Origin of the sequence: Methylosinus sp. LW4, from assembly GCF_000379125.1 — a bacterium.
Classification (GTDB): domain Bacteria; phylum Pseudomonadota; class Alphaproteobacteria; order Rhizobiales; family Beijerinckiaceae; genus Methylosinus.
Genome location: NZ_KB900626.1, coordinates 1,910,246 through 1,929,581, shown reverse-complemented (window position 1 = coordinate 1,929,581; position 19,336 = coordinate 1,910,246). Strand labels below are relative to the sequence as shown.

The 19,336-nt window shown below is 65.5% G+C and carries 18 protein-coding genes; 9 read left to right on the top strand and 9 right to left on the bottom strand.

Translation table 11 applies throughout. From position 1 onward, the window contains the following. Nucleotide 1: 1 nt before the first annotated feature. From guaA to METLW4_RS0109795, 4 genes are all read right to left on the bottom strand, one after another. A complete protein-coding gene (gene guaA, locus METLW4_RS0109815; protein ID WP_018266028.1) occupies nt 2-1,603 on the bottom strand; it encodes a glutamine-hydrolyzing GMP synthase in 1,602 nt (533 codons plus the stop codon). A 335-nt stretch (nt 1,604-1,938) separates the two neighbouring features. After that, nucleotides 1,939-2,253, bottom strand: a complete 315-nt coding sequence (locus METLW4_RS24540) for a type II toxin-antitoxin system RelE/ParE family toxin (RefSeq protein ID WP_018266026.1) — start codon at nt 2,251-2,253, stop codon at nt 1,939-1,941. After that, on the bottom strand, nt 2,250-2,519 hold the full coding sequence (locus METLW4_RS0109800) for a type II toxin-antitoxin system ParD family antitoxin (protein ID WP_018266025.1): 270 nt from the start codon (nt 2,517-2,519) through the stop codon (nt 2,250-2,252). The genes METLW4_RS24540 and METLW4_RS0109800 overlap by 4 nt, the downstream gene beginning before the upstream one ends. 83 nt (nt 2,520-2,602) lie before the next feature. Next, nucleotides 2,603-3,895 carry an RsmB/NOP family class I SAM-dependent RNA methyltransferase gene (locus METLW4_RS0109795; protein WP_018266024.1) on the bottom strand — a complete coding sequence of 431 codons (1,293 nt, stop codon included), beginning with the start codon at nt 3,893-3,895 and terminating at the stop codon, nt 2,603-2,605. 204 nt (nt 3,896-4,099) lie between these two features. On the opposite strand from METLW4_RS0109795, the gene METLW4_RS28285 reads away from it, so the two are divergent. Continuing rightward, on the top strand, nt 4,100-4,243 hold the full coding sequence (locus METLW4_RS28285) for a hypothetical protein (protein WP_018266023.1): 144 nt from the start codon (nt 4,100-4,102) through the stop codon (nt 4,241-4,243). A gap of 24 nt (nt 4,244-4,267) precedes the next feature. On the opposite strand, the gene METLW4_RS0109785 is transcribed toward METLW4_RS28285, so the two are convergent. The 4 genes from METLW4_RS0109785 to METLW4_RS0109770 form a co-directional block, all read right to left on the bottom strand. Continuing rightward, the gene (locus METLW4_RS0109785) at nt 4,268-4,684 is read right to left on the bottom strand and encodes an MAPEG family protein (RefSeq protein WP_018266022.1); all 417 of its coding nucleotides are present in this window, start codon (nt 4,682-4,684) and stop codon (nt 4,268-4,270) included. Between the two features lie 6 nt (nt 4,685-4,690). After that, nucleotides 4,691-5,686 (bottom strand): class II fructose-bisphosphatase, encoded by a 996-nt coding sequence (gene glpX, locus METLW4_RS0109780; protein ID WP_018266021.1) that lies wholly within the window; start codon nt 5,684-5,686, stop codon nt 4,691-4,693. 21 nt (nt 5,687-5,707) lie between these two features. Continuing rightward, a complete protein-coding gene (locus METLW4_RS0109775) occupies nt 5,708-7,027 on the bottom strand; it encodes a homoserine dehydrogenase (protein WP_018266020.1) in 1,320 nt (439 codons plus the stop codon). Nucleotides 7,028-7,149: 122 nt separating this feature from the next. Further along, nucleotides 7,150-7,419, bottom strand: coding sequence for a hypothetical protein (locus METLW4_RS0109770; protein ID WP_018266019.1), 270 nt, complete (start codon nt 7,417-7,419; stop codon nt 7,150-7,152). Nucleotides 7,420-7,959: 540 nt separating this feature from the next. On the opposite strand from METLW4_RS0109770, the gene cysS reads away from it, so the two are divergent. From cysS to cimA, 4 genes are all read left to right on the top strand, one after another. After that, nucleotides 7,960-9,324 carry a cysteine--tRNA ligase gene (gene cysS / locus METLW4_RS0109765; RefSeq protein ID WP_026191398.1) on the top strand — a complete coding sequence of 455 codons (1,365 nt, stop codon included), beginning with the start codon at nt 7,960-7,962 and terminating at the stop codon, nt 9,322-9,324. Between the two features lie 516 nt (nt 9,325-9,840). Then, nucleotides 9,841-9,975 (top strand): hypothetical protein, encoded by a 135-nt coding sequence (locus tag METLW4_RS28760; RefSeq protein ID WP_018266016.1) that lies wholly within the window; start codon nt 9,841-9,843, stop codon nt 9,973-9,975. Nucleotides 9,976-9,977: 2 nt separating this feature from the next. Beyond that, a complete protein-coding gene (locus METLW4_RS0109750) occupies nt 9,978-10,481 on the top strand; it encodes a GNAT family N-acetyltransferase (RefSeq protein WP_018266015.1) in 504 nt (167 codons plus the stop codon). Continuing rightward, nucleotides 10,478-12,073 (top strand): citramalate synthase, encoded by a 1,596-nt coding sequence (gene cimA, locus METLW4_RS0109745; protein ID WP_018266014.1) that lies wholly within the window; start codon nt 10,478-10,480, stop codon nt 12,071-12,073. The genes METLW4_RS0109750 and cimA overlap by 4 nt, the downstream gene beginning before the upstream one ends. A gap of 10 nt (nt 12,074-12,083) precedes the next feature. Here cimA and METLW4_RS0109740 read toward each other — a convergent pair whose 3' ends face one another. Beyond that, on the bottom strand, nt 12,084-12,689 hold the full coding sequence (locus METLW4_RS0109740; protein ID WP_018266013.1) for an LOG family protein: 606 nt from the start codon (nt 12,687-12,689) through the stop codon (nt 12,084-12,086). A gap of 149 nt (nt 12,690-12,838) precedes the next feature. On the opposite strand from METLW4_RS0109740, the gene METLW4_RS0109735 reads away from it, so the two are divergent. The 4 genes from METLW4_RS0109735 to METLW4_RS0109720 all read left to right on the top strand — a co-directional run bounded on the left by METLW4_RS0109735 (nt 12,839) and on the right by METLW4_RS0109720 (nt 19,310). Then, nucleotides 12,839-14,749, top strand: a complete 1,911-nt coding sequence (locus METLW4_RS0109735) for an ABCB family ABC transporter ATP-binding protein/permease (protein WP_018266012.1) — start codon at nt 12,839-12,841, stop codon at nt 14,747-14,749. Nucleotides 14,750-14,811: 62 nt separating this feature from the next. Next, the gene (gene uvrB / locus METLW4_RS0109730; RefSeq protein WP_026191396.1) at nt 14,812-17,331 is read left to right on the top strand and encodes an excinuclease ABC subunit UvrB; all 2,520 of its coding nucleotides are present in this window, start codon (nt 14,812-14,814) and stop codon (nt 17,329-17,331) included. Nucleotides 17,332-17,616: 285 nt separating this feature from the next. Continuing rightward, on the top strand, nt 17,617-18,708 hold the full coding sequence (locus tag METLW4_RS0109725) for an ATP-dependent DNA helicase (protein ID WP_018266010.1): 1,092 nt from the start codon (nt 17,617-17,619) through the stop codon (nt 18,706-18,708). A gap of 149 nt (nt 18,709-18,857) precedes the next feature. Then, nucleotides 18,858-19,310, top strand: a complete 453-nt coding sequence (locus METLW4_RS0109720; protein ID WP_018266009.1) for a MarR family winged helix-turn-helix transcriptional regulator — start codon at nt 18,858-18,860, stop codon at nt 19,308-19,310. Nucleotides 19,311-19,336: the final 26 nt, after the last annotated feature.

The following is a 19,336-nucleotide window of genomic DNA, read 5'->3' as shown; positions in this document are numbered from 1 at the left end:
CCTACTCCCACTCGATCGTCCCCGGAGGCTTGCTGGTCACGTCGTACACAACGCGATTCACGCCGCGCACCTCATTGATGATGCGCGTCGCCGCCCGGCCCAGGAAATTCATGTCGAAGGGATAGAAATCCGCCGTCATTCCATCCGTGCTCGTCACCGCGCGCAAAGCGCAGACATGGTCGTAGCTGCGGCCGTCGCCCATCACGCCCACTGTGCGCACCGGAAGCAGCACGGCGAAGGCTTGCCAGATCACGTCATAGAGACCGGCCTTGCGGATCTCGTCGAGATAGATGGCGTCGGCCTTGCGCAAAATCTCCAGCTTCTCGCGCGTGATTCCGCCGGGGCAGCGGATGGCGAGGCCGGGGCCGGGGAAGGGGTGGCGGCCGACGAAGGCCTCCGGCAGGCCCAGCTCGCGGCCGAGCGCGCGCACCTCGTCCTTGAACAATTCGCGCAAGGGCTCGACGAGCTTCATATTCATGCGCTCGGGCAGGCCGCCGACATTGTGATGCGATTTGATCGTCACCGAAGGCCCTCCAGAGAAGGACACGCTTTCGATGACATCTGGATAGAGCGTGCCCTGCGCCAGAAATTGCGGCGCGCCGCGGCCGTCGGCGGCGATCTTCTTGGCCTCTTCTTCGAAGGTCTCGATGAAGAGGCGGCCGATCGTCTTGCGCTTGACCTCCGGGTCCTCGACCCCTTCCAGCGCTTGCAGGAACAGCTCCTGCGCCTCCACATGCACGAGCGGAATATTGTAGTGATCGCGGAAGAGGGTGACGACCTCCTCCGCTTCGCCGCCGCGCAGCAGGCCGTGATCGACGAAGACGCAGGTGAGCGCATCGCCGATCGCCTCATGGATCAGCACGGCGGCCACGGCGGAATCGACGCCGCCCGAAAGCCCGCAGAGGACGCGGCCGGAGCCCACTTGGCGGCGCACGGCCTCGATCGCCTCGCCGCGGAAGGCCGACATGGTCCAGTCGGATTTCAGCCCAGCGACATTGTGCACGAAATTGGAGATGAGCTTCGCGCCATCCGGCGTATGCGCCACCTCGAGGTGAAATTGCACGCCGTAGTAGCGCCGCGCCTCGTCGGCGATGGCGCCCATTGGGGCGTTCTCGGAGGCGGCGATGACGCGAAAGCCTTCCGGCAGGCGGGTGACGCGGTCGCCATGGCTCATCCATACGGGATAGCGGCCGCCCTTTTCCCACACGCCGGAAAAGAGCGGGCTCTCCTCGACGACGCCGATCTCGGCGCGGCCGAATTCGCGATGATGGCCGCCCTCCACCGCGCCGCCCAATTGCGCGGCCAGCAGCTGCTCGCCGTAGCAAATGGCGAGCACGGGGATTTTCGCGTCGAAAATGCTCTGCGGCGCGCGCGGCGAGCCGTCCTCGGTGACGGAGCAGGGGCCGCCGGAGAGGATCACCGCCTTGGGGCGGATTTCGGCAAAGGCGCGCTCGGCGCTCTGGAAGGGCGCGATCTCGCAATAGACGCCGGCCTCGCGCACGCGCCGCGCGATGAGCTGCGTCACCTGCGAGCCGAAATCGACGATCAGCAGCTTGTCGTGGCGATCGGCGATGTCGTGGTGGAAGCTCTCAGTGGCGGTCATGCTGGTCTTTCGTGTGTGGGGGCGCGTGAGAGGTAGTGACTACCTCTCGTCGTCGGCAATGCGCAAGAGCGCGGCGCGGCTGGGCGATCGGGTGAATGCCGAAAGGGGCGCGATCACCCTCCCCTTTAGGGGGAGGGTCGGCCGGCTATAGCCGGACGGGGTGGGGTTCACCGGCGAAGACTCCGGGCGTCACCCCCTCCCGATCGCCTTCGGCGCTCGACCTCCCCCCTCTAGGGGGAGGTGGAAACGCCTCTTCAATCAACACTTCGCGTTCGCCCGATCGCCTTGGCGCGGCGCGCGAGACGAAAGGCGAAGCCTCTGGCGCGGAGGGCCGCTCACATTTGCGGGGGCTTCTCGGAAAACATCGTCTCGACGTCTTGCGCTCCGTGAATGACGCGCACGATTCCGATTGGACGCATCGACGGCTCATAGACGATCAAATAGGAAAAGACCGGCCAAAACTTCACCTTCTCGTCGGTGAGGTCCTCTCTTTTATGCCCGGCCTCAGGATTTTCGGCGATGAAGCGTAGCGCATGGCGGATTTCGCCCAGGACATGCCGGGCGAGCATCGGACCGCCTTTGCGGGTCAGATAGCGCCTCATGGCCTCGAGATCGCTATGGGCTTCCGGCGAAAGGCGAAAGTGGCTCACTCGGTGTTACGCCGCTCCTCGGCGTCGATCTCCGCTTCCAGCCGATCGAACGCCTCCTCGCCGTCCACGCCTCGCCCGGCCCGCAGCGACGCGAGGCCGGCGGCGATCTGCGCGCGGATTTCGTCCTTGCGCCAGGCCTCCAGCCGGTCGCGCTCCTCCATCAGGCGAAGCGCTTCGCGCACCACTTCGCTCGCGGAGGTGTAGCGGCCGGTCTGCACCTTCTGATGCACCAGCCGCTCGAGCTCTGGGGTGAGGCTGACATTCATGGGGTCGCTCGCATGGGCTCGCTCGGAAAAAGGTTTCTCGGGCCGAAGATAGCGCAATAACGAGCTTTGACAAATTTCGTTATTCACCCGCGCTTCAGCACGCACACATAAAACCCATCCGTCCCCGCCGTGCGCGGCGTCAGCCGGAATCCGGCCCCATGCGGCGAGGCGAAGCGCGCCAGTTCCGGCAGCCCGGCCTTGGCCGCCGTCTCCTCGGCCGGAACGGCGGAAAAATCCGCATGTCCCTCGAGAAAGCGCGCGATCTGCGCCTCATTTTCGTCGATCAGCAGCGAGCAGGTCACATAGGCCACGCGCCCGCCCGGCTTCACGAAGCGCGGGGCCTTGTCCAGCAGCTCCCGCTGCTCGGCGATGCGCTGTTCCAGCGCGCCGGGGGCGAGGCGCCATTTGGCGTCGGGGTGGCGGCGCCAGGTTCCGGTTCCGGTGCAGGGCGCGTCGATCAGCACGAGGCCGCAGCGCGCCTCGAGATCGGAGAGCACATCGGCTTTTCCGCGCGGGGCGCGCACCTGCACATTGCGCGCGCCGGCCCGCTCGAGCCGCGGATAAATGGGGGTGAGGCGGCGGCCGTCGTCGTCGAAAGCGTAGATCTGCCCTCGATTGTGCATCTGCCCGGCCAGCGCCAGCGTCTTGCCGCCGCCGCCGGCGCAGAGGTCCAGAATCTGCTCGCCGGGCTCGGCGGCGCAGAGCAGAGCGGCGAGCTGCGAGCCCTCGTCCTGCAGCTCGACCAGGCCTTTGACATAGGCGGGCTCGGCCGTCAGCGCCGGGCCGCGCCCTTTGGCCGGCGGCGCGATGCGCAGGCCGAGCGGCGACAGCGACGTCGGCTCCGGCGCAAGATGCGCGAGACGGCGCAGGCCGTCCTCGCGCGCGGCCTTCAAAATATTGACGCGCAGATCGACCGGCGCGCGTTCGGCAAGCGCGCGGCCCTCATCGGCGGCGGCTTCGCCGAAAGCGGCGTCGAAGCGCTCGGCGAGCCATTCGGGATAATCGCCGCGGACATGCGCCGGCGCGTCCTCGAGCGTCGCCGTGGCGAGGCGCTCGCGCTCCTCATCCGTGAGCGGGGCGGGGGCGTGGCCCTCGCCGGAGAACAGCGCCGCGATCTCCTCGACGGTCTGCCCGCCCGATTCGCGCAGCGCGCCGATGACGACGGAGCGGGGCGCGTCGGAGCCCATCAGGAAAGCGGCCGAGGCGCGTTTGCGCAGCGCGTCGAACACGAGGCTCGATATGGAGGCGCGGTCCTTGGAGCCGGCGAATCGATGCGAAAGCCCCCAATCCTTGATCGCATCGGCGGCCGGACGGCGGCGCTCGGCGAGCTCGGCGAGGATTTCAATGGCGGCGGAGACTTGTGCGGCGGGGGTCATGTCGGCTCTGCTTTACGGCCTCGCGGGCCGGCAGGCCAGCGCCGGCGCGCCTCGGGAGGCGAGATTGCCATGGAAAAGCGAAAAGTCTCAGAAAATCGCTATGGTAGCGCTCACGGCCACAATCTGGCCTCAATAGCCTAGCTGAAGTCATGTTGCGCCGCGAAAGCCACGGCGTTTTCCACACATACCGTCGGAAGCTAAAAGATGCGCTCTCTTCGTCCGTTCGCCGCCATTCTGCTCGCTCTCTCCCTCGCCGCCTGCGCGGCTCAGTCGCAGCCCGATCTGACCCCGCCGCCGAAGAAGCCGCTCGACGCCAAGACCCAGCTCGAGACCGGCCGCAAATACTGAGCTTCGCTTCGCCGTCGCGGATCGTCAGGAAAAGGCGATCCGCGCGGCGAAGATCGCCCACATCAGGGCGAGCAGCGCGAAGCCCGCCGCGAAGGCGAAGAAACGCCGCTGCACATGATTGCTGGCGACGTGAATAGAGGCGTGCGCGTAGCGCGTCGCGACAAAGGCCCATTCCAGCGCGACGAATAAAAAATCCGCCTTCTCCGTGACCAACGTCAGCGCGACCAGCGCATAGAACAGCACCGGCAGCTCGAACTGGTTGGCGTAGGAATTGGCGAGCTGGGCGATCGGGGCCGGCCAGCTCCGATTGAGCGCAATATCGGCCGGCTTCACCACTTTGCTCCGCAGCGCGCGAATGCGCGACCGCGCGAGAGCGACGAGCAGCCCCAGAGCGAGAGCGACGAGCGCGAAGACGGGAAGCAGAACGGCTTTCGTGGACAATATCGTTCAATCCAATTCGAATTTCCCGCTCACGCGATGCTGGGCGCTGATGCGGCGCACCGTGCCGGTGGAGGAGCGATAGACGAGAGTCTCCGTCTCGATGGCGTCCTTGCCGAAGACGACGCCGAACAGCAGCGGCCCGTCGGTGACGCCGGTCGCGCAGACCACCACATCGCCGGAGGCCAGCTCCTCGAGCTCATATTTCTTGCGCGGATCGCGCACGCCCATCTCGGCCGCGCGCGCCGCCTTGGCCGGGCTGTCGAGCACGAGGCGGCCCTGCATTTGGCCGCCGACGCAGCGCAGCACGCCGGCCGCCAGCACGCCCTCCGGCGCGCCGCCGGCGCCGAGATACATGTCGACGCCGGTCTCCGCCGGCTGCGCGGTGAAGATGATGCCCGCCACATCGCCGTCGCTGATGAGCCGCACCCGCGCGCCCGCCGCGCGGCAGCGCGCGATCAGCTCGGCGTGGCGGGGCCGGTCCAATATGCAGATGGTGACGTCCTGCGCCGCGACGCCCTTGGCCGCGGCCAGAGCGGCGATATTGGCGCCGGGCTCATTGTCGAGATCGACGACGCCCGGCGGATAGCCGGGGCCGATGGCGATCTTGTCCATATAGACATCCGGCGCATAGAGCAGCGAGCCGGCCGCGGCGATCGCGACGATTGAGATCGCGCCCGCCATATCCTTGGCGCAGAGCGTCGAGCCCTCGAGCGGCGCGACGGCGAGATCGACCCGAGGGCCGCCGCCGGCGCCGACGTCCTCGCCGATGAACAGCATGGGCGCGGAATCGCGCTCGCCCTCGCCGATGACGATGCGGCCGCGAATCGCCAGCCGATCCAGCTCGCTGCGCATGGCGTCGACGGCGGCCTGATCGGCCGCCATCTCATCGCCGCGCCCGCGCCAGCGGGCCGCCGCCACCGCCGCTCTTTCGGTGACGCGGACGAGCTCGAGGGTAAGATTGCGGTCGATCGGCTTTTCTGCCGCCGATGCGGGGCGCGCCATGCGTTTTTCTCCGGCGATGCGCTATTCGCGCTCGATGCGGATGACCTGCGCCGGCTCGGCGATGACGCCGTCGGCGTAGATGGCGTCGAGCGCCTCGCGCACCAGGCGCTCGGTCGTCGCATGGGTGATGAGAATCACCCCGACTTGGGCGCCGACCTGGGCCGCGCCGCTGCGCCGCGCCGCGCGCGCGCCATGCTGCATGATGCTCTCGAGCGAGATTTTGCGCTCCGCCATTGCGGTGGCGATGGCGGCGAAGGCGCCGGGCACGTCCGGCACGGCGAGACGGATGTAATAGCCGCCCTCATGCAGCGCCGCCGGAGCGCGCTCGAGCTTGCGCAGCGCCGCGCTCGGCAGGCCGAAGGGCGCGGAGCGCACGCCTTTTGCGATATCGGCGATATCGGCGACGACGGCGGAGGCGGTGGCGTCGCCGCCGGCGCCGGGGCCGACCAAGGTCAGCTCATGCACGGCGTCGGCGTCTATGGTGACGGCGTTGGTGACGCCCATCACCTGCGCGATGGCGGTGGTCTTGCGCACCATTGTGGGGTGCACGCGCTGCTCTATGCCCTGCGCCGTGCGCTGGGCGACGCCGAGCAGCTTGATGCGGAAGCCGAGCTCGCCGGCCGCGTCTATGTCGGCGAGGGTGACGCGCTCTATGCCCTCTATCTCCACCGCCTCGGGCGCGATCTTCGCGCCGAAGGCGAGCGAGGCGAGAATCGACAGCTTATGCGCCGTGTCGAAGCCGCCAATGTCGAAGGTCGGGTCCGCCTCGGCATAGCCCAAGCGCTGCGCCTCCTTCAGGCACTCCTCGAAGGAGAGGCGCTCCGCCTCCATGCGCGAGAGGATGTAATTGCAGGTGCCGTTGAGAATGCCATAGACGCGCTCGATCGAATTGCCTGCGAGACCTTCGCGCAGCGTCTTGACGATGGGAATGCCGCCGGCCACGGAGGCCTCGAAGGCGAGCGCGACATGGCGGCTTTCGGCCAGCTCCGCCAGCGCCGAGCCATGAGCGGAGAGCAGCGCCTTATTAGCGGTGACGACGGATTTGCCTTTGGCGAGCGCGGTCTCGACGCTGACGCGCGCCGGTCCTTCGGACCCGCCGATCAGCTCGACGAAGAGATCGACGTCATCCGCGGCGGCGAGGGCGATGGGATCGTCATAGAAGGTCGCGCCGGAGAGATCGACGCCGCGGTCCTTGCCCTTGTCGCGGGCGGAAACCGCCGTGACGACGATCTCGCGCCCCGTGCGCGCCGCCAGCGCTTGCGCCTGCCTTTGCAGCAGCCGCACGACCGATGCGCCCACCGTGCCCAAGCCCGCGACGCCGACGCGCAAGATTTCCGCCATTTGACCCTGTTCCGAGAAAAAAGCCCGCGCCGCGGCGTAGGGCCGCGGCGCGGGCTGTTGTGACTTATTCCGGCGAAGGGATCAAGGAAAGCCTTAGCCGCGAGGCGGCGTGGCTGCGCGGTTCAGCAGCCGCATTTGGCCTCGCAGGCCTTCTTGTCGACCTTGGCTTTGTCGATATTGCCATTATAGGCCTGCGTCGCCTTGATCCAGGCTTCGTCGCAGCTCTCCATGCAGCGCGCCTGCTTGTCGTCGCCGCGATTGTCGCAGCTCACCTTTTCGATCGGGCGCGGCGAGAAGCCGAGATCGCCGAGCTGGCGCGGCGTCGCCTGCGCGAGGCCGGCGCCGGCCGCGGCGGTGATGAGGGCGAGGGTGAAGACGAAGCGGATTTTCATTGTCGTTTCCTCCAATTGCGGGCCTCTCGATACGTCGCTCGCGCCGATCGCGAGGGCGTCCGGGCCTTCTTCGGTCGTTTCAGCGCGCCGCCTTCGACCTGCGGGGCAGTCGAAGGCGGCGCGCGCCACATCCCGCTTTTCTCCGTGGATCGGTCGCCTCGAGAGGGAATAACGGGCGGCCGCCGGCGTTGAGCCGTCGGGATGCGAACGGGCGCGATCGCCGACGCGGGGCGCGTCCGCAATTGCATCGTTCTACGATGTATTTCATATCGTGGAACGATGTATCTGGCAAGCCCGCGCTCGCGGCCGTGCGCAGAGCGGGCGAGGGGGCGGGCCGGGGGGAGCGGAGGCGAAGGACGGGCCGAGTCTGCGACTTGACGGACGGCCGCGGAGCGCGCATGTTAGAACCATGTCGAGCACGCTCCACTCCTGCATCCTTTGTCGGATCATTATCAGCTAGCCCAATCGCTGGCCGGAGCCGTCACGTCTCTCTTCATGACACGCAATGACGCCCCGGGCCGGCAGGCCGAGGGGAAATTCATGTCGTCCGACGCTCCCGTTCTGAAGCTCTACAATACGCTGACGCGCGCCAAGGAGGAGTTCCGTCCTCTCGATCCGGCGAATGTGCGCATGTATGTCTGCGGCCCCACCGTCTATGACTACGCCCATATCGGCAATGCGCGGCCGATCATCGTCTTCGACGTGCTGTTTCGCCTGCTGCGCCATCTCTATGGCGCCGATCATGTCACTTACGTCCGCAACATCACCGACGTCGACGACAAGATCAACGCGCGCGCCGCCGAACGCGGAATCACCATCCGCGAGCTGACCGAGGGCACCAATAAAATCTTCCAAGAGGATGTGAAGGCGCTCGGCTGCCTGGAGCCGAGCGTGCAGCCGCGCGCGACCGAGCATATCGCCGAGATGATCGCCCTCATAGAGAAGATGATCGCCGCCGGCCACGCCTATGCGGCGGACGGCCATGTGCTGTTCGACGTGCCGTCCATGCCGGAGTATGGCCGCTTGTCGCGCCGCCCGCTCGACGAGATGATCGCCGGGGCCCGCGTCGATGTCGCGCCCTATAAGCGCGGCGACATGGATTTCGTGCTGTGGAAGCCCTCCAAGGAGAGCGAGCCCGGCTGGGACTCGCCCTGGGGCCGCGGTCGGCCCGGCTGGCATCTCGAATGCTCGGCCATGTCGTGGAAGCATTTGGGCGAGGTTTTCGACATTCACGGCGGCGGCATCGATCTCGTCTTCCCGCATCACGAGAACGAGATCGCCCAGACGCGCTGCGCCTTCGGCCATGAGGCGATGGCGAATTACTGGATGCACAATGGATTCCTGCAGGTCGAGGGCGAGAAAATGTCCAAGAGCCTGGGGAATTTCGTGACGATAAACGAGCTTCTGCACACGGAGAATTTCGGCGGGCGGAAATGGCCGGGCGAGGTGCTGCGCCTCGCCATGCTGCGCACGCATTATCGCCAGCCGATCGATTTCACCGTGAAGGCGCTCGAGGAGGCTGAGGCGAGCCTGCGCAAATGGAGCGCGCAGATCGGCGAGGTCTCCGCTGGGCCCACGGCAGCAGGCGAGGTTTTGAATGCGCTCGCCGACGATCTCAACACGCCGCTGGCTCTGGCGTCTCTGCACGAGCTGGACGCCGCCGCGCTCGATGGGGCGTTGAAGCTCTTCGGCATAGATATTCGCGCCTATCGGCAATGGGTCGAAGGCGAGACGAAACAGGCGGTGGATGCGGAGCAGGTTTCCGCATTGATTTCGAGTCGTCTCGCCGCTCGCGCAGCGAAAAACTGGTCCGAGTCAGACCGCATACGCGACAAGCTCGCGGCCATGGGCGTTGCGCTGAAGGACAATAAGGACGGCACGACGACATGGGAGGTGAAGCGATGAGGCTTCACTGCGCCCGAACATTATCCAACGATCTCAGCGCGCGACTCCTTCTCCCGCTTTGGGGGAGAAGGTGGCCCGACGAAGTCGGGTCGGATGAGGGCTCGCTGCAGCGACTTGAATCGTTGGATATCGTCGCGGACCCTCATCCGACCTCGCTTTGCGAGGCCACCTTCTCCCATAAATGGGAGAAGGATGCGCGCGCGACGATTGCGCGTTTCGATCGGAGTGAGACCTCCATGACGACGGCTCACGAATCCCGATCGATTTCCAACAATCAAGACGCGCGACTCCTTCTCCCGCTCTGGGGGAGAAGGTGGCCCGGCCATAGGGCGTCCAAGAGGACGCCCGTCGCAAGCGACGGGCTTTTGGCCGGGTCGGATGAGGGCTCGCTGCGGCGGCGGGAATCGTTGGATATGTTCGCGGACTCTCATCCGACCTCGCTTTGCGAGGCCACCTTCTCTCACGAGTGGGAGAAGGAATCTCGCGCTGAGATTTCGCCTTTTGGAGACCACGCCCATGCTTAAGAACGACTGGCGCAGATTTCTGCCCTTTCCGGGGCATTGGGCGTCTTATCTCGTGTTCAAGCTCATCATCCTCGCGCTCGCAGCCGTCGCCGCATGGCATGTGCTCGTGGCTTTCGAGCTGATCTAGCCATGGCGCGCTCCGCTTCCGCTCCCGGGCTTCGTCCCTTTCTGCCGACCGATGCGCCGCGCCTCGCGCAATTGTTTCGCGCGAGCATAGAGACGCTCGCCGCCGAAGATTACGGCGAGGACCAGCTCGCCGCCTGGGCCGCCGCCGCCGATGACGAAGAGGCTTTCGCCAAGAAGCTCGCCGGCGCGCTGACCATTGTCGCCTCGCTCGACGGCGAGATCGCCGGCTTCGCCGCGCTGCGCGACAATAGTCTCTTCGACATGCTCTACGTGCATCCGCGCGCGGCGCGGCGCGGCGTCGGCTCGGCGCTCGCCGACGCCATGGAAAAGCTCGCCGCCGCGCGTGGAACGCGCGAGATCAGCGTCGACGCTTCCGATGCTGCGCGCGATTTCTTCGCCGCGCGCGGCTATGTCGCCTATCAGCGCAACATGCGCGAGCTGCGCGGCGAATGGCTCGGCAACACCACGATGAAGAAGCAACTCGAGAGCAAGGCTGCAACGCAATGACACGGGAGAGGCTGACGCTCTTCGACACGACGCTGCGCGATGGCGCGCAGACGACCGGCGTCGATTTCTCGCTCGCCGACAAGCGCCAGATCGCCGCAATGCTCGACGAGCTCGGCCTCGATTACATCGAGGGCGGCTATCCCGGCGCCAATCCGCTGGACACCGAGTTTTTCGCGAAACGCCCGCCCTTGAAGGCGCATTTCGCCGCTTTCGGCATGACGCGCCGGCAGGGTCGCTCGGCGTCCAACGATCCCGGCGTCGCCGCTCTGCTGGACGCCGATTGCGATTGCGTGACCTTCGTCGCCAAGGCCTGGGACTATCAGGTGCGCGTCGCGTTGCGCTCCACGCTCGAGGATAATCTCGACGGCATTCGTCAATCTGTCGCCGCCGCCGTCGCGCGCGGCAAGGAAGTGCTCGTCGATTGCGAGCATTTCTTCGACGGCTATAAGGACAATCGCGATTATGCGCTGGCCTGCGCCAATGCCGCGCATGAGGCCGGCGCGAGATGGATCGTGCTCTGCGACACGAATGGCGGCTCGCAGCCTAATGAGGTGGAGCGCATCGTGGCGGAGGTCGCGCGCGTCATTCCAGGCGCCAAGCTCGGCATACATGCGCATGATGATACGGGGCAGGCGGTCGCCGTCTCGCTGGCCGCGGTGCGCGGCGGCGCGCGGCAGATTCAAGGCGCGCTCAATGGGCTCGGCGAGCGCTGCGGCAACGCCAATCTGACGACGATCATCGGAAATCTTCTGCTGAAGAGTGAATTCTCGGATCGTTTCGAGATCGGCGTGACGCGCGAGAGCCTGACGCATTTGACGCGCACCAGCCATGCGCTCGACGAATTGCTCAATCGCGCGCCCAATCGCCACGCGCCTTACGTCGGCGCCAGCGCCTTCGCCACCAAGGCCGGCATTCACGCCTCCGCCGTGCTGACCGATCCGCGCACTTACGAGCATGTGCCGCCGGAGAGTGTCGGCAATCAGCGCCGCGTGCTAGTGTCGGATCAGGCCGGCAGATCCAATATCGTCGCCGAGCTGGAGCGATTGGGAATTTCGCTCGCGAAGGACGACCCGCGGCTCACGCGCCTGCTGGAGGAGGTGAAGGAGAAGGAGGCGCAAGGCTACGCGTATGAGGGCGCCGACGCATCCTTCTATCTGCTCGCCAAGCGCGTGCTCGGCGAGGTTCCGCATTATTTCGACATTGAGCGCTATAGCGTCGCCGTCGATCGCCGCTTCGGCGCCAATATCGGCGCGGAGGAGGCGGGCGCCGAGGCGATCGTCAAGCTGCGCATAGACGGGCGCTCGACCATTTCCGCGGCCGAGGGCAATGGTCCGATCAATGCGCTCGATGTGGCGTTGCGCAAGGATCTCGGCAAATATCAATCCTTCATCGAGGATGTGAAGCTCGTCGATTATCGCGTGCGCGTGTTTCAGGGCGGCACCGATGCGGTGACGCGCGTGCTGGTCGAATGCGCGGACGCCAAGGGGGAGATATGGTCCACCGTCGGCGTCTCGCCCAATGTCGTCGACGCGTCTTTCGAGGCGCTGGTCGACGCCATCGTCTATAAGCTGGTCAGATCGGGCGCGGTCTAGTCGCGCGCCTTCAAAAATGCTTCTCTATGGCCGCCTCGTCGCCTTCGCTCTTGGCGACGCGCGTCGCGCGCAGCATGGGGATCACATCCTCTATGCGCTCGGCGACGAGATAGCGCACCTCATATCCCGGGCGGATGAAGCCGGCGTTGTGCATATGCGCGAAGAGCGAGAGCAGCGGCTTCCAAAAGCCGCCGATGTCGGCGATGACGAGCGGCTTGCTGTGGCGGCCGAGCTGTATCCAGGTCAATTGCTCGGTCAGCTCCTCGAGCGTGCCTATGCCGCCCGGCAGCGCCACGAAAGCGTCGGACTTCTCGAACATCAGACGCTTGCGCGTATGCATGTCCGGCACGACCTCCAGCTCGGTGACGGAGGAGAGCGCGATCTCGCGCTCGTCGAGAAAGCTCGGAATAATTCCAGTGACCTTGCCGCCCTGCGCCAGAGTGGCGCGCGCGACGGCGCCCATCAGGCCGCAGGAGCCGCCGCCGAAGACGAGATCCATGCCTTCGCGCGCCAGCGCCGCGCCCAGCGCTTCCGCAGCATGGACGTAGATAGGATCATCGCCGGTGGAGGAGCCGCAATAGACGCAGACACGTTCGATTTTTCGAATGTCGTTCATTTTTGCTTGATGGCTCGCCGACGCCGCGGCGTCAAGGCCGGCACCGATCGGCAGCGTGACCGTTGCATTCGTGCGTTCGCGCTCCAAACCTCTTATATGAATGCCGGATGTCATAGCGGCGCCTCCACGGGAAGGACTGGAAAAGGGTGATGCGACAGGTCGATGGAGAAGAAGAGCAGGTTTCGGCGCAAGTTTCATTACATGGGGCGGCCGAGACGCTGGAACAACCGCTTCAGCGCGATTCCCTCGTCGCGACCATTCGCAACCTCTGGCCCTATATATGGCCGAAAGGCCGCCGCGACCTCGAGCGACGCGTGCTGATCGCGCTCGCTCTGCTGCTCGTCGGAAAATTGGTGAACATGGCGGTTCCTTTCGCCTTCAAATGGGCGGCGGACGGCCTCGCCGGCGATGCGGCGGTCCCGACGCTGCTCGGCGGCGCCGTCGGCTTCACCATTCTCTATGGCGTGCTGCGGGCGCTCTATGCGCTGCTGACGCAGGCGCGCGACGCGCTTTTCGCGGCCGTCGCCATGCATGCGGTGCGGCGCCTCGCAAATCACGTCTTCGTGCATATGCATCAATTGTCGTTGCGCTTTCACATCGGCCGCAAGACCGGCGGCTTGACGCGCGTGCTGGAGCGCGGTCGCGACGGCATAGAGACGCTGACGCGGCTCGTGATGTCGACGGCGGTTCCGACAATCGTCGAGTTCGCGCTCGTCGTCGGTGTGCTCAGCGTGCAATTCGATTGGGATTATGCGTTGGTCGCCATGGCGACGATCGCGGCTTTTCTCGGCTACACGCTCGTCGCCACCAATTGGCGCATCGCCATTCGCCGTTCGATGAACGAGAGCGACGTCGACGCCAATGTGAAGGCGATCGACAGCCTGCTGAACTATGAGACGGTGAAATATTTCGTCGCCGAACGGCGCGAGGCGGAGCGCTATGACAAATCCATGGCGATCTATGAGAACGCCAGCATACGCTCTTATATTTCGCTCGCTCTGCTCAACGCCGGACAGGCGGTGATCTACACGATCGGCCTCGCCGTCATGATGGTCCTCTGCGTGCAGGGCGTGCGCAGCGGGCGCAACAGCGTCGGCGATTTCGTGCTGGTCAACGCCATGATGATCCAGCTCTATCAGCCGCTCAATTTCATGGGCACGCTCTATCGCGAGACGCGGCAGGCGATCGTCGACATAGAAAAAATGTTCGCCATTCTGTCGCAGCAGCCGGAGATCGCCGATCGTCCCGGCGCGCAGGACCTCGAGGTGAGGGAAGGGCGCATCGTCTTCGACGATGTCGTCTTCGCCTATGACAGCAAGCGGCCGATCCTGCAGGGCGTGAGCTTCACTGCGGAGCCCGGCGCGACCATCGCCATCGTCGGCCCCTCGGGCGCGGGAAAATCGACGATCTCGCGGCTGATGTTCCGCTTCTACGAGCCGCAGGCGGGACGCATCACCATCGATGGGCAGGATATTTCCGCCGTCACCCAACGCTCGCTGCGCGAGGCCATCGGCATGGTGCCGCAGGATACGGTGCTGTTCAACGACAGCATCGCCTACAACATACGCTATGGCCGCTGGGACGCGAGCATGGAGGAGGTGCGCGAGGCGGCGCGTCTCGCGCAGATCGACAGCTTCATCCGCTCGCTTCCCGACGGCTATGAGGCGCAGGTCGGCGAGCGCGGGCTGAAGCTCTCGGGCGGCGAGAAGCAGCGCGTCGCCATTGCGCGCACGATTTTGAAAGGCCCGCCGCTGCTCATTCTCGACGAGGCGACCTCGGCGCTCGACAGCTTCACGGAGCATGAGATTCAAGAGGCGCTGGCGCGCGTCTCGCGCGGCCGCACGACGCTGGTCATTGCGCATCGCCTTTCCACCGTCGTTGATGCGGATGAAATTCTGTTCCTCGATCGCGGCCGCATCGTCGAGCGCGGCGCGCATCGGCAATTGCTGGAGAAGAACGGCGCCTATGCCGCTATGTGGCGTCGCCAGCGGCAGGCCGATGAGGAGGGCGCGCGGCGTGGCGGAGCGCAAGAAAGGGTGGGGGCCGAGGAGCCGGCGTGAGACCGGCGCGGCGGATCGCTTTTCGCTTCCAAAAGCGCGATTCCGGGGCCATATTCGCGGCCATGGCCTCTCCTCCGAAAAAGCCCAAAAACCCCGCGAAGCCGACGCGCGCCAAGGCCGCCAAGCCCGAGGTGTCGCCGATCGCGCCGCATTTGCAGGCGCTGCTCAATCCGGGCCTCGCCGAGCGGCAGGCTGGCTTCGAGGAGGCGCCGCAGGCGGCCTATGACGCCGGCGCGGTCGATGGCGAGCTTGTCGACAGGCTCGATCTCGGCGGGGCGGGCGGCGTTTCGGCGACGATGGAGAGCCTCGAGCAACTGCTGAAGCTCGGCGATCCCAATCTGCGCGAGAAGAAGCCTTGGACGCCGCATCGGCCGGAGCGGCCGCAGAAGAGCGAAGGCGGCGTCAAATTCGATCTCGTCTCCGATTACGAGCCGCGCGGCGATCAGCCCCAGGCGATCGAGGAGCTGGTCGCCGGCATAGAGGCGAATGAGCGCGATCAGGTGCTGCTCGGCGTCACCGGCTCCGGCAAGACCTACACGATGGCGCAGGTGATCGCGTGCACGCAGCGGCCGGCGCTGGTGCTGGCGCCCAATAAGACGCTCGCCGCTCAGCTCTATGGCGAGTTCAAGAGCTTTTTCCCCAATAACGCCGTCGAATATTTCGTGTCCTATTACGATTATTATCAGCCCGAAGCCTATGTGCCGCGCACCGACACCTACATCGAGAAAGAATCCTCGGTGAACGAGCAGATCGACCGCATGCGCCATGCCGCCACGCGCTCGCTGCTCGAACGCGACGACGTCATCATCGTCGCTTCGGTCTCCTGCATCTATGGCATAGGCTCTGTCGAGACCTATACGGCGATGACATTCGGCGTCAGCCTGGGCGAGAAATTGGAGCAGCGCCAGCTCGTCACTGATCTCGTCGCTCTGCAATATCGCCGCATCGGCTCCGATTTCACGCGCGGCACGTTTCGCGTGCGCGGCGATACGGTCGATATTTTCCCAGCCCACTATGAAGATCGCGGCTGGCGTATCTCCTTTTTCGGCGATGAGGTGGAGTCGATCTGCGAGTTCGATCCGCTGACGGGGAAGAAGACGCAAGACCTGGAATTCGTGAAGGTCTACGCCAATTCGCATTATGTGACGCCGCGCCCGACGCTGCTGCAATCGATCAAGGCGATCAAGGACGAATTGCGCGGACGGCTCGGCGAGCTGAACAATGCTGGTCGTCTCGTCGAGGCACAGCGATTGGAGCAGCGCACGCGCTTCGATCTCGAGATGATGGAGGCGACCGGCTCTTGCGCCGGCATCGAGAATTACTCGCGCTATCTCACCGGCCGCAAGCCCGGCGAGCCGCCGCCGACTCTGTTCGAATATCTGCCCGATAACGCCATCGTCTTCGCCGACGAGAGCCATGTGAGCATTCCGCAGATCGGCGCCATGTACAAGGGCGATTTTCGCCGCAAGGCGACGCTCGCCGAATATGGCTTTCGCCTGCCATCCTGCATGGACAATCGTCCTTTGCGTTTCGAGGAATGGGACGCGATGCGTCCGCAATCGGTCGCTGTCTCGGCGACGCCGGGCGATTGGGAGCTGGAGCGCACGGGCGGCGTCTTCGTCGAGCAGGTCATTCGCCCGACCGGCCTCATCGATCCGCCGGTGGAGATACGCCCGGCGCGTTCGCAGGTCGATGATCTTCTCGGCGAGGTGAAGGCGGTGAGCGACGCCGGCTATCGCTCGCTCGTCACCGTGCTGACCAAGCGCATGGCGGAGGACTTGACCGAATATCTGCACGAGAATGGCGTGCGCGTGCGCTACATGCATTCGGACATAGACACGATCGAGCGCATCGAGATCATTCGCGATCTGCGCCTCGGCGCCTTTGACGTGCTCGTCGGCATCAATCTGCTGCGCGAGGGATTGGACATTCCCGAATGCGGCTTCGTCGCCATTCTCGACGCCGATAAGGAAGGATTCCTGCGCTCGGAGACGTCGCTGGTGCAGACGATCGGCCGCGCCGCGCGCAATGTCGACGGACGCGTGATCCTCTATGCGGATACGATCACCGGCTCGATGAAGCGCGCCATGGACGAGACCGACCGCCGCCGCGCCAAGCAGCAGGCCTATAACGCCGAGCACGGCATCACGCCCGCGAGCATAAAGCGCGACATCGCCGATATTCTCGGCTCGCTCGCCGAGCAGGATCATGTGACCGTGGACGCCGGCCTCTCGGAACTGGCGCCGGGGCACAATATGCAGGCGACGCTCGCCGATCTCGAGAAGCGCATGAAGGCGGCCGCCGCCGATCTCGCCTTCGAGGAGGCCGCGCGGTTGCGCGACGAGATTTCGCGCCTGCAACGCGCCGAGCTTCTCGCCGAGGCCAATCCGCTGATGCGCCCGCGCGGGCGGGGAGGGGAGGCGCCCGCGATCTCCGGCACGCGCGCCCGCAAGCCGACCGACGCCGATATGGGGCCGCATAATTTCGGCGGCGGCGAAGCGCGGCCGCTGTCGCGCCCCGCGCCGCGATCGATGGCGGGCAAGGCGGGGACGAAAGTGGTGAAGGGGAAGCTGAACAAATAGCGCGCGGGCCTCGACGCGCGACTCCTTCTCCCACTTGTGGGAGAAGGTGGCCTCGCGAAGCGAGGTCGGATGAGGGGCCGTGAATATATTCCGTGATTCCGGCCGCCGCAGTGAGCCCTCATCCGACCTCGCTGACGCGAGGGCCACCTTCTCCCGCAGGCGGGAGAAGGAAGCGCCCATTCTGCATGAGGACGGCTTACGACAACGGCTGTTCACGACACTTGCGGCGGCTCGCGGCTTTCGTCATCCTGTCGGCCCGATCATCCACGAATCGTCAAGAACCCCATGCCCGTCTGGACCAATGAACAGGAGCGCGCGCTCTCGGCCGTCGCCGCATGGCTGAAGGACGGCCGCGCGCAGCTGTTTCGTCTGTTCGGCTATGCCGGCACGGGCAAATCGACGCTGGCGCAATATATCGCCGAGAGCGTCGACGGCGATGTCGTTTTCGGCGCCTTCACCGGCAAGGCGGCGTTGGTGATGCGCTCCAAGGGCTGCAAGGATGCGCGCACGATTCACAGCCTCATCTATCGCGCCACCGATACGGAGACGGAGGAGCCCGCCTTCGAGCTGAACGAGGACAGCGACGCGGCGAAAGCCAAGCTCATCATCATCGACGAATGCTCCATGGTCGATGAGGAACTCGGCCGCGATCTTCTCTCCTTCGGCAAGAAAGTGCTGGTGCTGGGCGATCCGGCGCAATTGCCGCCGGTGAAGGGCGGCGGCTATTTCACCGAGGCCGAGCCCGATGTGATGCTGACGGAAGTGCATCGCCAAGCGGCGGACAATCCGATCGTGCGTCTCTCCATGATTATTCGCGAGGGCGGACGGCTCGATTATGGCGTCTATGGCGAGACGCAAGTGGTGCGGCGCGACGCGCTCGACCCTGCGCTCGTCACCAACGCCGATCAGGTGCTCGTCGGGCTCAATCGCACGCGCCGCGCCTATAATAATCGCCTGCGGCAATTGCGCGGCTTCACTGGCTCGCTGCCGCAATCGGGCGAGAAGCTGGTCTGCCTGCGCAATAATCGCAAGAAGGGCCTGCTCAATGGCGCGCTGTTCAAGGTGAAGAGCGCCGGCGCTCTGCGGCGCGGCAAGGTGCGCCTGCTCGTCGAGCCCGAGGAGATGGCGGGAAAGTTCCAGCGCGTCGGCGTGCTGCCGCAATTCTTCGAAGGCGGCGACGCCGAGATTCCTTACGCGCAGCGCAAGGATACGGATGAGTTCGATTTCGGCTATTGCCTCACCGTGCACAAATCGCAGGGCTCGCAATGGGACGATGTCGCGCTCTTCGACGAATCCTTCGCCTTTCGTGAGCATCGCGCGCGCTGGCTCTACACGGGCGTGACGCGCGCCGCGCGGCGTCTCACCGTCATCGCCTGAGCTTCATGCTCCGCCTTCTGGAGCTCGCCCTCGTGCTTCGAGACGGTCGCTGCGCGACCTCCTCAGCATGAGGGCGAGGGTAATTGCCCTTCACCAGATTGCCTCGTCGTGCTTGACGTCGGCACGATAGGGGCATATGCACCTATCTTATGAACGAGCCCGATCCGGCCGAAGTCAGCGCTTGCGCGCAAAGCTGCGCCGTCGCCAATGTGCGGCGCGCGGCGCGCGCGGTCGGCAAGCTCTATGCGGAGAGTCTTTCCGGGCTCGATCTCGAGCCGACGCAATATTCTCTGCTCGTCGCCTGCTCGATGGCGGAAGGCTGGACGGTCAGCAAGCTCGCCGAGGCTTTCGTGCTGGATCGCAGTGCGCTCGCGCGCAATCTGGCGGTGATGGAAAAGCGTGGGCTGCTGCGCGTGAAGGCGGGCGAGGATCGCCGCACGCGCGAGGTGACGCTGACCAAGCAGGGCCGCGCCACTTTGGCCATAGCGCTGCCGCTGTGGCGCGCGGCGCAGACCAAGGCGGAAGCAAAATTCGGCGCCGAGAGATTGGCGCATCTCGTCGCGGAACTGCGCGCGCTCGCCGCCGCCGTTCAGGAAGAGTGATGTTCCGGGTGGAGCGAGAGCGAGCG

What these genes read in the sequence shown, in the direction of transcription:
- METLW4_RS0109740 (WP_018266013.1), bottom strand. Translation starts at nt 12,689, where the DNA reads ATGAACGACATTCGAAAAATCGAACGTGTCTGCGTCTATTGCGGCTCC.
- guaA (WP_018266028.1), bottom strand. Translation starts at nt 1,603, where the DNA reads ATGACCGCCACTGAGAGCTTCCACCACGACATCGCCGATCGCCACGAC.
- glpX (WP_018266021.1), bottom strand. Translation starts at nt 5,686, where the DNA reads ATGGCGCGCCCCGCATCGGCGGCAGAAAAGCCGATCGACCGCAATCTT.
- uvrB (WP_026191396.1), top strand. Translation starts at nt 14,812, where the DNA reads ATGGCCTCTCCTCCGAAAAAGCCCAAAAACCCCGCGAAGCCGACGCGC.
- METLW4_RS0109795 (WP_018266024.1), bottom strand. Translation starts at nt 3,895, where the DNA reads ATGACCCCCGCCGCACAAGTCTCCGCCGCCATTGAAATCCTCGCCGAG.
- METLW4_RS0109725 (WP_018266010.1), top strand. Translation starts at nt 17,617, where the DNA reads ATGCCCGTCTGGACCAATGAACAGGAGCGCGCGCTCTCGGCCGTCGCC.
- cimA (WP_018266014.1), top strand. Translation starts at nt 10,478, where the DNA reads ATGACACGGGAGAGGCTGACGCTCTTCGACACGACGCTGCGCGATGGC.
- METLW4_RS0109775 (WP_018266020.1), bottom strand. Translation starts at nt 7,027, where the DNA reads ATGGCGGAAATCTTGCGCGTCGGCGTCGCGGGCTTGGGCACGGTGGGC.
- METLW4_RS0109800 (WP_018266025.1), bottom strand. Translation starts at nt 2,519, where the DNA reads ATGAATGTCAGCCTCACCCCAGAGCTCGAGCGGCTGGTGCATCAGAAG.
- METLW4_RS28285 (WP_018266023.1), top strand. Translation starts at nt 4,100, where the DNA reads ATGCGCTCTCTTCGTCCGTTCGCCGCCATTCTGCTCGCTCTCTCCCTC.
- METLW4_RS28760 (WP_018266016.1), top strand. Translation starts at nt 9,841, where the DNA reads ATGCTTAAGAACGACTGGCGCAGATTTCTGCCCTTTCCGGGGCATTGG.
- METLW4_RS0109735 (WP_018266012.1), top strand. Translation starts at nt 12,839, where the DNA reads ATGCGACAGGTCGATGGAGAAGAAGAGCAGGTTTCGGCGCAAGTTTCA.
- METLW4_RS0109720 (WP_018266009.1), top strand. Translation starts at nt 18,858, where the DNA reads ATGAACGAGCCCGATCCGGCCGAAGTCAGCGCTTGCGCGCAAAGCTGC.
- cysS (WP_026191398.1), top strand. Translation starts at nt 7,960, where the DNA reads ATGTCGTCCGACGCTCCCGTTCTGAAGCTCTACAATACGCTGACGCGC.
- METLW4_RS0109770 (WP_018266019.1), bottom strand. Translation starts at nt 7,419, where the DNA reads ATGAAAATCCGCTTCGTCTTCACCCTCGCCCTCATCACCGCCGCGGCC.
- METLW4_RS0109750 (WP_018266015.1), top strand. Translation starts at nt 9,978, where the DNA reads ATGGCGCGCTCCGCTTCCGCTCCCGGGCTTCGTCCCTTTCTGCCGACC.